Annotated in this window: 14 protein-coding genes; 7 read left to right on the top strand and 7 right to left on the bottom strand. The window is 74.1% G+C overall.

Annotated features, from left to right (window positions below):
• Positions 1-25 precede the first annotated feature (25 nt).
• The 6 genes from PS271_RS27840 to PS271_RS27815 form a co-directional block, all read right to left on the bottom strand.
• On the bottom strand, positions 26-1,054 hold the full coding sequence (locus tag PS271_RS27840; protein ID WP_398385645.1) for an SDR family oxidoreductase: 1,029 nt from the start codon (positions 1,052-1,054) through the stop codon (positions 26-28).
• A 44-nt stretch (positions 1,055-1,098) separates the two neighbouring features.
• On the bottom strand, positions 1,099-2,220 hold the full coding sequence (locus PS271_RS27835) for an enolase C-terminal domain-like protein (RefSeq protein WP_398385643.1): 1,122 nt from the start codon (positions 2,218-2,220) through the stop codon (positions 1,099-1,101).
• Positions 2,217-4,637, bottom strand: coding sequence for a GMC family oxidoreductase (locus PS271_RS27830; protein WP_398385642.1), 2,421 nt, complete (start codon positions 4,635-4,637; stop codon positions 2,217-2,219). The genes PS271_RS27835 and PS271_RS27830 overlap by 4 nt, the downstream gene beginning before the upstream one ends.
• A 2-nt stretch (positions 4,638-4,639) precedes the next feature.
• Positions 4,640-5,119, bottom strand: a complete 480-nt coding sequence (locus PS271_RS27825; RefSeq protein ID WP_398385641.1) for a hypothetical protein — start codon at positions 5,117-5,119, stop codon at positions 4,640-4,642.
• Positions 5,116-6,936, bottom strand: coding sequence for a thiamine pyrophosphate-requiring protein (locus tag PS271_RS27820; RefSeq protein ID WP_398385639.1), 1,821 nt, complete (start codon positions 6,934-6,936; stop codon positions 5,116-5,118). Before PS271_RS27820 ends, PS271_RS27825 begins: the two co-directional genes overlap by 4 nt.
• Positions 6,937-7,071: 135 nt before the next feature.
• The gene (locus PS271_RS27815; RefSeq protein ID WP_398385638.1) at positions 7,072-7,563 is read right to left on the bottom strand and encodes a DUF6328 family protein; all 492 of its coding nucleotides are present in this window, start codon (positions 7,561-7,563) and stop codon (positions 7,072-7,074) included.
• A gap of 183 nt (positions 7,564-7,746) precedes the next feature.
• Between PS271_RS27815 and PS271_RS27810 the strand changes: the two genes are divergently transcribed.
• The 7 genes from PS271_RS27810 (at position 7,747) to PS271_RS27780 (ending at position 11,921) form a co-directional block, all read left to right on the top strand.
• Positions 7,747-7,923, top strand: coding sequence for a hypothetical protein (locus PS271_RS27810; RefSeq protein WP_398385637.1), 177 nt, complete (start codon positions 7,747-7,749; stop codon positions 7,921-7,923).
• Positions 7,920-8,351, top strand: coding sequence for an MrpF/PhaF family protein (locus PS271_RS27805; protein ID WP_398385635.1), 432 nt, complete (start codon positions 7,920-7,922; stop codon positions 8,349-8,351). The genes PS271_RS27810 and PS271_RS27805 overlap by 4 nt, the downstream gene beginning before the upstream one ends.
• A complete protein-coding gene (locus tag PS271_RS27800; protein ID WP_398385634.1) occupies positions 8,344-8,592 on the top strand; it encodes a Na(+)/H(+) antiporter subunit B in 249 nt (82 codons plus the stop codon). The genes PS271_RS27805 and PS271_RS27800 overlap by 8 nt, the downstream gene beginning before the upstream one ends.
• Positions 8,589-9,338: an MnhB domain-containing protein gene (locus PS271_RS27795; RefSeq protein WP_398385633.1), complete on the top strand. Its 750-nt coding sequence runs from the start codon at positions 8,589-8,591 to the stop codon at positions 9,336-9,338. Before PS271_RS27800 ends, PS271_RS27795 begins: the two co-directional genes overlap by 4 nt.
• Positions 9,335-9,679 carry a sodium:proton antiporter gene (locus PS271_RS27790; protein WP_398385631.1) on the top strand — a complete coding sequence of 115 codons (345 nt, stop codon included), beginning with the start codon at positions 9,335-9,337 and terminating at the stop codon, positions 9,677-9,679. Before PS271_RS27795 ends, PS271_RS27790 begins: the two co-directional genes overlap by 4 nt.
• Positions 9,680-9,685: 6 nt before the next feature.
• Positions 9,686-11,479 (top strand): complex I subunit 5 family protein, encoded by a 1,794-nt coding sequence (locus tag PS271_RS27785; RefSeq protein ID WP_398385630.1) that lies wholly within the window; start codon positions 9,686-9,688, stop codon positions 11,477-11,479.
• A gap of 118 nt (positions 11,480-11,597) precedes the next feature.
• Positions 11,598-11,921: a plasmid stabilization protein gene (locus tag PS271_RS27780; protein ID WP_398385628.1), complete on the top strand. Its 324-nt coding sequence runs from the start codon at positions 11,598-11,600 to the stop codon at positions 11,919-11,921.
• 24 nt (positions 11,922-11,945) lie between these two features.
• On the opposite strand, the gene PS271_RS27775 is transcribed toward PS271_RS27780, so the two are convergent.
• Positions 11,946-13,502 carry a type 1 periplasmic-binding domain-containing protein gene (locus PS271_RS27775; protein ID WP_398385627.1) on the bottom strand — a complete coding sequence of 519 codons (1,557 nt, stop codon included), beginning with the start codon at positions 13,500-13,502 and terminating at the stop codon, positions 11,946-11,948.
• Between the last annotated feature and the right edge of the window lie 34 nt (positions 13,503-13,536).

Genomic DNA, 13,536 nt, shown 5'->3' with positions numbered 1-13,536 from the left:
GGGAAAACATCCGGCCTCCGGGCCTTCACGCACCGCGGGCTGACCGTCCGCCCCGGCGCCTGCGCAGGGCCGCACGGGCCGCCGCGCCCGCGGCGAGCAGGGCGGCGGCCGGGAGCACCGCGGGGTGCCGGGCCAGGGCCGCCTGCGGGGCGTGCGCGTGGGACCGCTCGTCGAAGGCACCGTGCGCGCCGAAGTCGCCTCCGCCGGCGTCGTCCACCGGATGCCAGAGGTTGTGCGGCCGGTCGGCGCGCGCCTGCTCGTCGGTCTGCTGGGAGGAGATGCCGGTCCGGGCCAGGTAGCGGTCCAGCAGGGCGGGGGCGGCCTTGTCGGCCAGGATCGTGGCGAGGGTCGAGGCGCCGACGTAGTACTGCTTGCGCCGGGGGTGCCGTGCGGCGTGCACGACGGCGCGGGCGGCGACCTCGGGCTGGTAGATCGGCGGGACGGGCTGGGGGTGGTTGGGGAGCCTGGACAGGACCCAGGAGAACTGCGGGGTGTTGACCGCGGGCATCTGCACGACCGTCACGCGGACGCGGCTGTGCCGGGCGAGCAGCTCGGTCCGTACGGCGGAGGTGAAGCCGTTGACGGCGTGCTTGGCGCCGCAGTAGGCGGATTGCAGGGGTACGGACCGGTAGCCGAGCGCGGAGCCGACCTGGACGACGGTGCCGGCGTCGCGCGGGAGCATGCGGCGCAGGGCGGCCCGGGTGCCGTTGACGCAGCCGAGGTAGGTGACGGCGGTGACGCGCTCGTACTCCTCGGGCGTGATGCGGGTGAAGGGGGCGAAGACGGAGGTGAAGGCCGCGTTGACCCAGACGTCGATCGGCCCGAACGCCTCCTCGGCGGCGCTCGCCGCGGCCTCCACCTGCGCGGGGTCGGCCACGTCGGTGGGCAGCACGAGGGCCTTGCCGCCCAGCCGGGTGACGTCGGCCGCGGCGGCCTTCAGCCCGGCCTCGCCCCGGGCCAGCAGCGCCACGCGGGCGCCCTTGCGGGCGAACATGCGGGCCGTGGCGCGGCCGATTCCCGCGCTGGCGCCGGTGATGACGACGGTCTGGCTCATGGGGCTCCTTCCCTCGGGTCCCTGGGAGGCGGCGGCCGGTGCGGTCAGCGGACCCGGTACGGTTCGGCGCGGCCGGCGAGCAGCACGAGCCCGTGGCCCGGTGTGCCCTCCTCGCCGGGGCGCACGGACCCGCCGCCCGGGTCGAGGGCTCCCGCGAAGAAGAGCGACTCGATCCTGGTGTGGTCGTGGAACCACTCCAGGTGGCGCAGGTTGGGCACGGCGGCCGCCGCGTGGGCGTGGACGTGCGGGGCGCAGTGCGCGGAGATCTCGATCCCGGCCGCCTCGGCGAGGGCGGCGGCCCGCAGCCAGACGGTGATGCCGCCGCAGCGGGTGGCGTCGGCCTGGAGGCAGTCGACGGCGCCGGCCCGCAGCATGCTGCCGAAGTAGGAGAGGCTGTAGCCGTACTCCCCCGCGGCGACGTCAGGCAGGACCGTGTCGCGCAGCCGGGCGAGGCCGGTGAGGTCGTCGGAGGAGACGGGTTCCTCGAACCAGACGACGCCGTGGCCGTCGAGGTGCCGGGCCAGCCGCGCGGCCTGCTTGCCGGTGTAGGCGCCGTTGGCGTCGGTGTAGAGCTCCACGCGGTCGCCGATGCTGCGGCGGGCGTGGGCGACGCGGTAGCGGTCCCGGTCCTCCGCGGCGCCCCACGCCTCCCCGATCTTGATCTTGACGCGGGGGATGCCGAGCTCTTCGGTCCAGTGGCGCAGCTGGCGGTCCTGGTGCGCGTCGTCGTAGGTGGTGAAGCCGCCGCTGCCGTAGACGGGCACGTCGGTGCGGCACGCGCCCAGCAACTGGACGAGGGGCAGGCCGAGCAGCCGGGCCTTGAGGTCCCACAGGGCGATGTCGACGGCCGAGACGGCGCCGGCGACGAGGCCCGGCCGGCCGGTGTTGCGCACGGCGCGGCTCATCGCCTCGTTGGCCGCCGGCACGTCGAAGGCGCGGCGCCCGGCGACGACGTCCGCGAGCTGCCCGGTGATCACGTCGGCGGTGGCCGGGGAGCCGTAGGTCCAGCCGGTGCCGGTGGTGTCGCCGGAGTGCACCGAGGCGAGCACCAGGGTCGTGGCGTTCCAGCTCAGGGTGCCGTCCGCCTCGGGCGCGTCGGTGGGGACCGTGTAGACGGCGGCCGTCACGCCCTCGACGAGCGGGCCGTCCGGGGCCGGCCCGGTCACCGGGATGCTCCCGCGGGTGCGCGCAGGCCGCTGCGCGCCCCGGCCGCCAGCCGGCCGGCGGCGCGGTCGACGAGCGCCATGATGGTCAGGGCCGGGTTGGCGCTGCCCTGGGTGGGCAGCACGCTGCCGTCGGTGACCAGCAAGTTGGGCACGGCGAAGGTGCGCAGGTCGGCGTCCACGACGCCGCTCCCGGGGCCCGCGGCCATCCGGCAGCCGCCGACGAGGTGCGCGTACCGGTTGATGGTGATCACCTCGGTGGCGCCCGCCGCGCGCAGGATGTCCTCCATGACGGTGCGCGCGGCGCGGATGAGCATGCGGTCGTTGTCGCACTGACCGTACGAGAAGTGGGCGACGGGCAGGCCGTAGCGGTCCTTCTCCTGCGACAGGGTGACGCGGTTGTCGGGCAGGGGCAGCAGTTCGCACAGCGCGCCCAGGGTCGCCCAGTGCACGTAGTCGCTCATGTACGTGCGCAGGTCCTCGCCCCAGTGGCCCTGGGCCGCCACGTGCTCCGCCCAGACGACGGGCAGCGGGGAGACGGTCTGGAGGGAGAAGCCGCGCTTGTACGGCTTGGCGGGGTCGGTCTCGTAGAAGTCCTCCGAGGACACCTCCGGGGGCGGCGCCTTGTAGGCCCGCACCTCCTCGGTGAACCGGCCGGAGGTCTGCGGCGCGCCCTGCACCATGACGTACCGTCCGACGAGGTCGAAGTCGTTGCACAGCCCCTCGGGGAAGCGGCGGCACGCGGAGTTCAGCAGCAGCCGGGGCGTCTCGATGGAGTAGCCGGCGACGGCGACCGTCCGGGCGCGCTGGAAGCGCTCCCTGCCCTCGCGCAGATACCGGACGCCGGTGGCCAGGCGGCCCTGGGCGTCGAGCTCGATGCCCGTCACCATGCAGTCGGCGCGGATCTCCGCGCCGTGGGCCAGCGCGTCGGGCACGTGCGTGATGAGGGTGGACGCCTTGGCGTTGACCTTGCAGCCCTGCAGGCAGAAGCCGCGGTAGACGCAGTGCGGGCGGTTGCCGAAGCGGCCGTTGGTGATGGCGACCGGGCCCACGCGCGCCCCGATGCCCAGCGCGGCGGCACCGCGCAGGAACACCTCGCCGTTGCCGCCGACGGGGTGCGGCGCGTGCGGGTACGGGTGCGGGTCGCCCCAGGGCCAGTACTGGCCGGCGACGGGCAGCTCCTGCTCGATCCGCTCGTACGAAGCGCGCAGGTCCGCGTAGCGCAGCGGCCAGTCGGCGCCGACGCCGTCGCCGGTGAGCGTCGAGAAGTCCGAGGGGTGGAAGCGGGGGGTGTAGCCGGCGAAGTGCGTGGTCGAACCGCCCACGCCGCGGCCGGAGTTGTTGGCGCCCAGCGGGACGGGGTCGGTGCCGGAGATGACGCGCGGGTCCGTCCAGTACAGGTGGTGCGAGCCGGCCTCGTCGCTGACCCAGTCGGTGTCCGGGTTCCAGAACGGGCCGGCCTCCAGGCACACCACGGACCAGCCGTGGCGGGCCATGCGCTGGGTGAGGGTGGCGCCGCCGGCTCCGCAGCCGATGACGACGAGGTCTACCTCGTCGTCGTCGTTGTGGCGGCGCATGCCGCGGACGAGGGACTGGTCGAACCGGGTGTCCCCGCGGGGGAGCAGCCACGCGGAGGCGTTGCGGTCGCGGACGCGGCTCGTCGGTGACACGGTCAGCCGCAGGGTGGCGGCTGCGGCGCGGGTCGCTGCCGCGGGGCCCCGAAGGGTCGCGTTTCCGGGTGCGGCCCGGGAATGATCCAGCCCGTCCGGCGTTTGAGGACCGGGGTCCGGGGCGGAGCCCCGGTTGCGCGCCACCGGATCCACCGGGTGCTGGTCCCGGGCCTCCCAGCGTTCCCTCTGGTCTACGCCCAGCCTCACGTACCCCCGCGGGTACGCCGGGCCGCCGAAGCCGATTTCGTTCCAGGACCACGGGTGGGAGTAGAACGCCGTCGCGGTGTACCGCGTCCACAGGCCCCACACGTGCGCGGCCGGCATCTCGTGCCACCGCGCGGAGCCCGTGTCGCGCACGGCCTGGACGAGCGCGGCCTGCCGTTCGCGCGCGAGGGCGCCGAACGGCGCGCCGTGCTGGGCGCGGGCGTCCTCGTCGAGGCCGGCCAGGGAGCGCCGCCACGCCACGTCGTCCTCGGGCATGTCGGCGTACCGCCAGCCGTCGGTCTGCATCTCGGCGAGGCGGGCGTCGACCATCTGGAGGACCGGCACCCGGGGTTCGTCCCACTGCGCCAGCAGGTGGTCGAAGAGCGGGCGGGCCGCGGCCTCTTCGGTGAGGGTGAAGAACCGCAGGTCCGGCTGGACGGCCGTGCGGGAGAGGACGACGCCTGACGTCGCCGCGTCCCACGTGCCGGCCTGGGCGAGCACGTCGTGCCCGGGGAACCTGGGGTCGTGCCGCCCGGGTGTCGTCACCGTCACCGCTCCCTGCGGAGCAGGGCCGCCAGCAGGCCCATGCCGCCGACCATCGTGACCAGGAGCGGCGCGAACAGCGGCGGTCCCAGCTCGACGTTGTAGCGGGCCATCGCCCAGCCGCCGGGCTTCTGGGCGATGCCGCGCACGTGCAGGTACGTGCCTTGCAGGCCGTTGGCGGCGATGGCCGCCGAGGCCAACGGCAGGGCAGTCTTGGCCATGCGCTCGCTGGCGAACCCGGCGATGCCCGCGGCCGCGCCGACGGGCCCGAGCAGCACGGGCCACCACATCACGCGGTTGCCGAAGCTGGCGCGGTCGTGCTCCAGGTAGATCTCCGCGGCCGTGACGAGGGAGCCCGCGGCCGTCAGCAGGGACAAGGTGCGCTCGAACCTGCCGTGGCGGACGTTGCGCACCATGCGGTCGAGGGCGTAGGGCGCGGGGCCCGCCGCCCGGCCCCGTCCCCGGCGTCGCGGCCGCGTGCTCATCCGCCGCCGCCTTCCCCGTGCCCGTGGCGCTTGCGGCCACCGGGCAGCATGTCCTGCAACTTCGCCTTCAGTCCCTGGCGGACGACGGCGGCGCGGTCGCTGTCGCCCTTGAGGACGGAGGCGGCCGCGGCCTCGATCTGGTCGAGGGTCGCGTGCGGCGGGATGGGCGGTACGGCCGGGTCGGTGCGGAAGTCGATGACGAAGGGCCGGTCGGCGGCGAGGGCCCGCTGCCAGGCGGCGACGACTTCGCCCGGCTCCTCCACCCGTACGCCGTCGAGGCCGATCGAGCGGGCGAAGTCGGCGTAGGGCACGTCGGGGATCGCCTGCGAGGGCAGGAACTGCGGGGCGCCCTCCATGGCGCGCATCTCCCACGTGACCTGGTTGAGGTCCTGGTTGTTGAGCACGGCCACCACCAGCCGCGGGTCCTGCCACTCCTTGTGGTACTTGGCGGCGGTGATGAGTTCGGCCATGCCGTTCATCTGCATCGCCCCGTCGCCGACGAGGGCGATGGCGGGCCGGTCGGGGTGGGCGAACTTGGCCCCGATGGCGTACGGCACGCCGGGGCCCATCGTGGCCAGGGTGCCCGACAGCGAGCCGCGCATGGTGCCGCGGATCCGCAGGTGGCGCGCGTACCAGTTGGCGGCCGAACCGGAGTCGGCGCTCAGCATGGCGTTCTCGGGCAGCAGCGGGTCCAGCGCGTGGAAGACGTACTCGGGGTTGACGGGGTCGGCGGAGACCGTGGCGCGCCGCTCCATCACCTCCCACCAGCGGGCCGTGTTCTTCTCGATGCCGGCCCGCCAGTCGCCGTGCTCCTTGGGCTTGAGCTGCGGCAGCAGCCGTGTGAGGGTCTCCCGCGCGTCGCCCACGAGGTTGATCTCGAAGGGGTAGCGCAGGCCCACCATGAAGGGGTCGATGTCGATCTGCACCGCCCGCGCCTGCCCGAACTCCGGCAGGAACTGGGTGTACGGGAAGCTGGAGCCGACGACGACCAGCGTGTCGCAGTCGCGCATCAGCTCGTAGGAGGGCCGGGTGCCCAGCAGCCCGATGGCGCCGGTCACGTACGGCAGGTCGTCGGGCAGGGCGTCCTTGCCCAGCAGGGCCTTGGCCACGCCGGCGCCGAGGACCTCGGCGAGCTGCTCGACCTCGGCGCGCGCGCCGCGGGCGCCCTGCCCGGCGAGGATCGCCACCCGCTCGCCCGCGTTGATCAGCTCGGCCGCCCGGGTGATCTCGGTGTCCGCGGGCACGGGCGCGTAGGGCGCCACGCCGAGGCTGGAGGGGACCATCTTGAACGCGTGCTGCGGCGGCTTGTAGTCGAGCTCCTGCACGTCGGCGGGGATGATCAGCGCGGTCACGGTGCGCCGCGTGTACGCGGTGCGCATGGCCCGGTCGAGGACGTTCGGCAGCTGCTCGGGGACGGTCACCATCTCGCAGAAGTCGGAGGCGACGTCCTTGAACAGGCTGAGCAGGTCCACTTCCTGCTGGTACGAGCCGCCCATCGCGCTGCGGTTGGTCTGCCCGACGATCGCCACGACCGGCACGTGGTCGAGCTTGGCGTCGTAGAGGCCGTTGAGCAGGTGGATCGCGCCCGGCCCCGACGTCGCCGCGCACACGCCCACCTTGCCGGAGAACTTCGCGTAGCCCACGGCTTCGAACGCGGACATCTCCTCGTGCCGCGACTGGATGAACCGCGGGTTGTCGTCCGCCCGGCCCCACGCGGCCAGCAGGCCGTTGATGCCGTCACCCGCGTAGGCGAACACCCGGTCGACGCCCCACTCGCGCAGGCGCTCCAGGAGGTGGTCGGACACCTTGGTGGACATGGGGTCTCCCTTTCGCCGGGGCGTGGCGCTCGTCTCGCGGCGGAGCTGCGTGCTCCGTGCCGTAGTGCTACGGGTGACCGGTCCCGGCCGCGGGAAACGCGGGGTCCGCCGAATCCCTCGTACGGATGTGTGGGGTCAGTCCTTCGGCCTGTACCGGTGCAGTGCCCAGCCGGGCAGCCCGAACCAGCACAGCGCGAGCCACGCCACGATGGCCACCACCAGCCAGGGGACGGCCGCGCTGTGGAGGGCCACGCGCAGGATCAGCAGCAGCGCCGAGGTGACGGTGCACAGCAGCAGGATGACCCCGGCCAGCGTCAGCCGGGCGGCCCAGGTGACCGTCTGCGGCTTGATGCGGCGCCCGCTGACGATCCGGTGGAAGGAGACCGGGCCGATCAGGGCGCCGGTGGTGGCCGCGCCCAGCATCACGGTCACCACGTAGATGGTGCGGTCCGTGCCGTCGAGCGTGGCGAAGCGCGGCGTGAAGACCACGGTCAGCAGGAAGCCGAAGAGGATCTGCACGCCCGTCTGGGTGACGCGCACCTCCTGGAGGAGCTCGGCCCAGCGCCGGTCCGCGCGCTCTTCGGGCGTCTCCTTGCGGCCGCCGTCCTGCGTTCCGCTCGGCGCCATGGCGTCCCTCCGCGTCGCTTGGTGCCGGAGTACCCCGGCCGGACCCGGGCATGCACATGCGCGCCCATGGTGTGCGGAAGCGGGGGTACACGCGCCGTGCGACACGCGCCCGGCCGGTCCGCCGGATCGCCGGGCCCGCGAGCCGATACTGGGGCGTTCCCGCAAGCGGCGGAGGTGGAGCGGATGGCGCGCGGCATCACACTTGCCGTGGCGGAGGTCCTCGTGTGGTGGGCCGGGCTCACCGCGGTGTGGACCCTCCTGATCAGCCGGGCGGACACGCTGGAGCTCGCGGTGGGGGCGGGCGCGGCCCTGCCCGCGGCCTGGGCGGCCCGCGGCGCGCGCCGGGCCGCGGCCCGGTGAACTGGTGGCTGGCCGCCGCCTTCGCACTCGTCGCCGGCGGTCTGGGGCCCTGCTTGTGGGGTGCGGCGCGCGGGTCGGCCGGGCGGCGCGTGGTCGCCCAGAACATGGCGACGCTCCTGCTGTGCCTGGTCTTCCTCCTGCTGGCCCAGGGCTACGGGCGGCCCTCCTACGTCGACCTCGCCCTGGTCGTCGCCGTGCTGGGGCCCGCCGGCACGCTGGTCTTCACCCGTCTCCTGGGTGACGAGATGGAGAAGCAGCCGCCCGGAACGCGCCTGCTCACCCCCGCCGTCCTCATCGGCGCCCCCGCGACCGTCGTGCCCATGTGCATCGCCACGGGCCCCGGCCGGGCCGCGGCCAAGCTGGTCCTCATCGGCGTGCTGCTGATCGCCGGAGGCACCGTCACCTCGCGGGCGGTGCGCCGTGGATGACGCGCTCGTCGTCGCCGCCCTGCTGCTCGTCGCGGCCGCGGCCACCATGGCCGTGCTCCAGCGCGACCCGGCCCGGCAGGCGATCGTGCTCTCGCTGCTCGGCCTGGCCCTCGCCGTGCTCTTCACCGTCCTGCAAGCGCCGGACGTGGGCCTCGCGCAGCTCGCCGTGGGCTCGGCCGTGACCCCGCTGATGATCCTGCTGGCCGTGCGCAAGGTGCGGCAGAAGGGGCGTCGGAAATGACGCGCCGCGCACGGCTGTGGATCCTGGCCGCCGGGCTGCTCGCCACGGCCGCGGTGTACGCGGCGGCCTGCACGGAGCTGCCGGGTTTCGGCGGCTCGTGGCACCCCTACGGCGACCGGGCGGTGCACACCGCGCTCCAGCAGCGGACCGCGAACACGGTCTCCTCGGTCAACTTCGACCAGCGCGCCTTCGACACCCTCGGCGAGGAGAGCGTCCTGTTCGCCAGCGTCCTGGGCACCGTCGTGCTGCTGCGGCAGACACGCGACGAGAAGCGCGTGGCGCCGGAGCCGGTCCGCGTGCCGGCCGCGCTGCGCCGCTACGGCCGCCTCACGCTGCCGGTCACCCTGCTCATCGGCCTCTACGTGATCGCGCACGGGCAGCTCAGCCCGGGCGGCGGCTTCCAGGGCGGCGTGGTCGCCGCCACCTCCCTGCACCTGCTGTACATCGCCGTCGACTACCCCGCCCTGGAGCGCTTCCGGCCGCTGGGGCTGTACGAACTGGCCGACGGCGCGGGCGAGGCGGCCTATGTGCTGCTCGGCGCGGCCGGGCTGCTCACCGGCTCGGCGTACCTGGCCAACGTCCTTCCGCCGGGCACGTTCAACACCCTCTCCTCGGGCGGCACGGTGCCGCTGCTGAACGCCGCGGTCGGGATCGAGGTCACCTCGGCCGTCGTCGTGCTGCTCGCGCACTTCCTCGCCCAGGCGCTGGAGATCGAGGGCGATGCGGAGGAGGGCCGTCCCACATGAGCCTGCTGCCCTATCTGATCGCCGGGTGGATCTTCCTCGTCGGCGTCCACGGCATGGCCACCAGCCGCAATCTGATCCACGCCGTCGGGTGCCTGGCCGTCACCCAGTCCTCGACCTACGTGCTCCTGCTGTCCGTCGGCTACCGCAAGGGCGCCACCGCCCCCGTCTTCTCCGACGTGCCGACGAACGTGCCCGTCGTGGACCCGGTGGTCCAGGCGCTCGCCCTCACCGACGTGGTCGTGGGCGCGACCGTCACCGCGCTGCTGCTCGCCCTCGTCGTCCAGACCGCCAAACGGCACGGCACGATCGACCCGGACGAGCTGTCCGGGCTGAGGGGCTGAGCGGCGGTGGGCCGGCTGCTCCCGCTGATCGTCGTGGTGCCGCTGCTGGGCGCGGCCCTGCTGGTGGCGGGCGGCCGCCACGTGCCCCGCCCGGTGGCGGAGGCCGTCGCGGGCCTGGCCGCCACGGCCTCGGCCGGGCTCGCCGCCCTCGCCCTCACCCGCCCGCCGGCCGTCGCCTGGCTCGGCGCGTGGCCGCCGCGGGACGGCCACAGCGTGGGGATCGTGCTGGTGGGCGACCGGATCGGGCTGGGCCTCGCGGCGCTCACCTCGCTGCTCGTCGTCGCCGTGCTCGCCTACTCCTGGCACTACTTCGACGAGCCGCCGCACGGCCACGGCGGCGCCTTCCCCGCCCTGGTCCTGCTCTTCCAGGCGGGCATGTGCGGCTTCGCGCTGACCGGCGACCTCTTCGACGCGTTCGTGTTCTTCGAACTGATGGGCGTCGTCGGCTACGCCCTGACCGGCTACCGCGTCGAGGAGGCCCGCCCCGTGCAGGGCGCGCTGGTCTTCGGTTTCGTCAACTCCCTCGGCGGCTACGCCGGCCTGCTCGGCATCGGCCTGCTGTACGCGCGCACCGGCGAGCTCGGCATGGCGCAGGCGGGCCGGGAACTGGATCGAGCGGCCGGCACGGCCGGGCGCGGCGGGGACGCCCTGGTCGTCGCCGCGTTCGTGCTGATCCTGACCGCGCTGCTGGTCAAGGCCGCGGCCGTGCCGTTCCACTTCTGGCTGCCCGACGCGCACGCGGTGGCGCCGACGCCGGTGTGCATGCTGCTGTCCGGCGTGATGGTGGAGATGGGCGGCTACGGGGTCGCGCGCGTCTACACGACGGTCTTCGCCGGGCCGGGCGGCGTCCCGGCCGCCGGCGCCCGGCGCACGCTCCTGGTGCTGGGGGTGGCGAGCGCGCTCGCGGGCGCGCTGATGTGCTGGCAGCAGCGGCACGTCAAGCGGCTGCTGGCGTTCTCCACGGTGGCGCACACCGGTCTCTTCCTCACGGGGATCGCCCTGCTGACGCCGCACGGCACCGCCGGCACGGCGCTGTACGTGCTCGGGCACGCCGGGGCGAAGGGCACCCTCTTCGCCTGCACCGGCATCCTCCTCGACCGCCACGGCAGCGTCGACGAGTGCGAGCTGCACGGCAAGGGCCGCGACACCGCGGTCACCGGTGTGCTGTTCGCCGCGGGCGGGCTGGCGCTCGCCGGGCTGCCGCCGTTCGGCACGAGCCTGGGAAAGGCGCTGGTGGAGGAGCAGTCCCCCTGGCTGCCGGCCCTGTTCGTGCTCGTCTCGGCGGTGACCGGCGGTGCGGTGCTGCGGGTCGCCGCGCGTGTCTTCCTGGGCGCGGGGCAGGCGGGATACGAGAACGACGAGGGGCCGGAGACAGCGGGCGGGGAGGAGGAGCCCGAGACCGGCCGCCGCGTCCGCCGCCCGCCCGTCCCCATGGTGACGGTGGCGGCGCTGCTGCTGGCCGGGGCGCTCGCCGTGGGCACGGTGCCCGGGCTGACCGGCGCGGTCACCGCCGCCGCGGAGTTCTTCACCGACCACGCCGGCTACGCGGCGGCGGTCCTCGACGGCCGCCCGGCCGCGCATCCGGCAGGGGCGTACGGGTGGTGGACGTGGAGCGGCACCGGTCTCGGCCTGCTGTCGGCCGCGCTCGCCGTCGTGCTCGCCGCCCTGACCGTGGGCCGCGGGTCGCGGGTCGTGCCCGGGACCGCGCCGCTGCGCCGCCTGCAATCCGGGCACGTCGGCGACTACGTGGCCTGGACGGTGGCCGGCATCGGGCTGGTGTCCCTGCTGGCCCTGTGGTGACCGGGTGACCTTGTGGTGACCGGGCACCGGGCCCGCGGCCGCCCGCCCGAACGGTTGCGGGTCCGCGGCACCGCGGGCAGGGTGAAAAACGTAAGCAATCACTATGAGGGTGGACATCATGCCTCGAGGTTCCAGTCCCAAGCGTGAACGGCAGTACGAGCACATCAAGGAGAGCGCGGAAGACCGCGGCGAGAGCACCAAGCGCGCGAAGGAGATCGCCGCGCGCACCGTCAACAAGGAGCGGGCCCGGTCCGGGGAGTCGAAGACGGCGAGCAAGTCGTCGACCCAGGACATGTCCTCCTCCCGGCGGGGCGGGCAGCGCTCCCACAGCGGCTCCGGGGGCCCGACCTACGACCAGCTGTACGCCGAGGCCCAGCGCCGCAACGTCCACGGCCGGTCGCACATGAACAAGGCCGAGCTCAAGCGGAAGCTGGGGCACTGACCCCGGCTCCGGCCGCGGCGCGCGCTACTGCGTCTTGTACAGCGGCCCGGCGCCCGGAGAGCCGCCCGGCACCTGGATGATCGGCACCGGTTTGTTGTGCGGCCAGCCGTCGGAGGCGTCGTCGAAGCTGAGGTCCCCGCTCGCGGCGGGGACCACGGCCGCGTCGTGGAGGTTGGTCAGCTGGTTGAAGACGTCCTGCACGCCCGGCGTCTCCCGGCCGGTCTGCCCGGTGACCATGCGCAGCGCCCACACGGCGGTGAGCACGGCGTCGTGGTGCATGACGGCATAGCCGTCGGCGAGCTCCTTGTCGGGGAACTTCAGGTCGCGGAAGCTCTGGAGGAAGGGCTTGAAGCCGCCCGGCTCCCCGTTCCCCTTGATCCACTGCTCGGTGTCGGTCGCCGACGCCTCCAGGATGGTGATCCTGCTGTCCTTGAGCAGCCCCATCACGTCGTTGGCCTGCTGCACGGCGCCCTGCGAGCCCGCCACGATGGTGATGGGCTTGTCGTGCCCGCACTGGCTGCGCGAGGACAGCGAGCGCACGAGGTCGGAGAGGTCGCGGCCGCGGCCCGCGTAGAAGACGAGCTCGGACTTGGTCAGGCAGATGTTGTTGAAGGCGTTGAAGAACAGGCTGGGCATGCCCTCGGTGCGCGGGCCGGTGGTGCCCACGAAGGAGACGCGGCGCTTGTCGATGTAGTCGGGGAAGACCTCGTCGTAGGCCTGGCGCATGGTCCGGACGTAGTTGTCGTCGCGGCTGTCGAAGACGAGGTAGCCGCGGCGCTGATCGGCGGGCAGCCGGTCCAGTCTGCGGCGCAGGGCCTTGGCGTAGTCGGTGTTGGACGGCGAGACCTTGAACAGGCGCTCGGAGTTGACGTTGGTGGCGGTCAGGACGGCGCCCACCGCGGGGATCTTGCGCTTGGCGAGCTCGTCGGCGGCCTGCTGGGTCTCGGGCACGCTGACGCCCATGCCGGCGACGGCGACGAGCGGGTGGTCGCCTGCCGTCATGCCGGCCAGTTGCTCGACGACGGGCCGCCAGTGGGCCTGGTTCCTGCCCTCGCTGGCGAGGACCAGCTGGATCTGGGGCGTGCGCCCGTGGATACCGGTGGCGTTCACGGCGGAGAGCCCGGGGCAGGCGTTGGCGCGGCACTGCGCGGTGTAGGCCCCTTCGAGGCTGCTCCTGATCTCCTCGATGGGCAGCACGCTGCTGTCGCTCGCGGTCATCGGGGTGAGCAGGGCGACCTTGACGTAGGGGACGGGGGTGCGGCCGGCGGCCGGCCGCTCCCACTGGTCGCGCACCCGCCGGTTCTCGGCGGCGATCTTCTCGGTGACGTCCTTCAGCCGGGGGTCGAAGGCGTACGCGGTCTCGTTCATGACGCCGACGCACTCGCGGCCGCCCCCGGAGCCGGCCAGGACGAGGCCCGGCACGTCGTCGTCGCAGCGGTCCTCCCCGTCGCCGTTCCCGCCCAGCAGCCAGAAGCCGCCCCCGGCGAGGAGGGCCAGGACGACGACGAAGGCGGCCATGCCTTGCCAGCCCCTCCACCAGGGCGGCAGCTCGTCGAGGGGGCGGGGACGGTTCACGGGCATGTGCGGGCTCCTTGCCGGACGACGGCGGGCGCGC

The organism is Streptomyces sp. SCA2-17 (assembly GCF_044336695.1).
Note: the sequence above shows the minus strand (reverse complement) of the source record. Positions and strands in the feature narration are given on the sequence as shown.

What these genes read in the sequence shown, in the direction of transcription:
- PS271_RS27840 (WP_398385645.1), bottom strand. Translation starts at nt 1,054, where the DNA reads ATGAGCCAGACCGTCGTCATCACCGGCGCCAGCGCGGGAATCGGCCGC.
- PS271_RS27825 (WP_398385641.1), bottom strand. Translation starts at nt 5,119, where the DNA reads ATGAGCACGCGGCCGCGACGCCGGGGACGGGGCCGGGCGGCGGGCCCC.
- PS271_RS27820 (WP_398385639.1), bottom strand. Translation starts at nt 6,936, where the DNA reads ATGTCCACCAAGGTGTCCGACCACCTCCTGGAGCGCCTGCGCGAGTGG.
- PS271_RS27815 (WP_398385638.1), bottom strand. Translation starts at nt 7,563, where the DNA reads ATGGCGCCGAGCGGAACGCAGGACGGCGGCCGCAAGGAGACGCCCGAA.
- PS271_RS27810 (WP_398385637.1), top strand. Translation starts at nt 7,747, where the DNA reads ATGGCGCGCGGCATCACACTTGCCGTGGCGGAGGTCCTCGTGTGGTGG.
- PS271_RS27795 (WP_398385633.1), top strand. Translation starts at nt 8,589, where the DNA reads ATGACGCGCCGCGCACGGCTGTGGATCCTGGCCGCCGGGCTGCTCGCC.
- PS271_RS27790 (WP_398385631.1), top strand. Translation starts at nt 9,335, where the DNA reads ATGAGCCTGCTGCCCTATCTGATCGCCGGGTGGATCTTCCTCGTCGGC.
- PS271_RS27780 (WP_398385628.1), top strand. Translation starts at nt 11,598, where the DNA reads ATGCCTCGAGGTTCCAGTCCCAAGCGTGAACGGCAGTACGAGCACATC.
- PS271_RS27775 (WP_398385627.1), bottom strand. Translation starts at nt 13,502, where the DNA reads ATGCCCGTGAACCGTCCCCGCCCCCTCGACGAGCTGCCGCCCTGGTGG.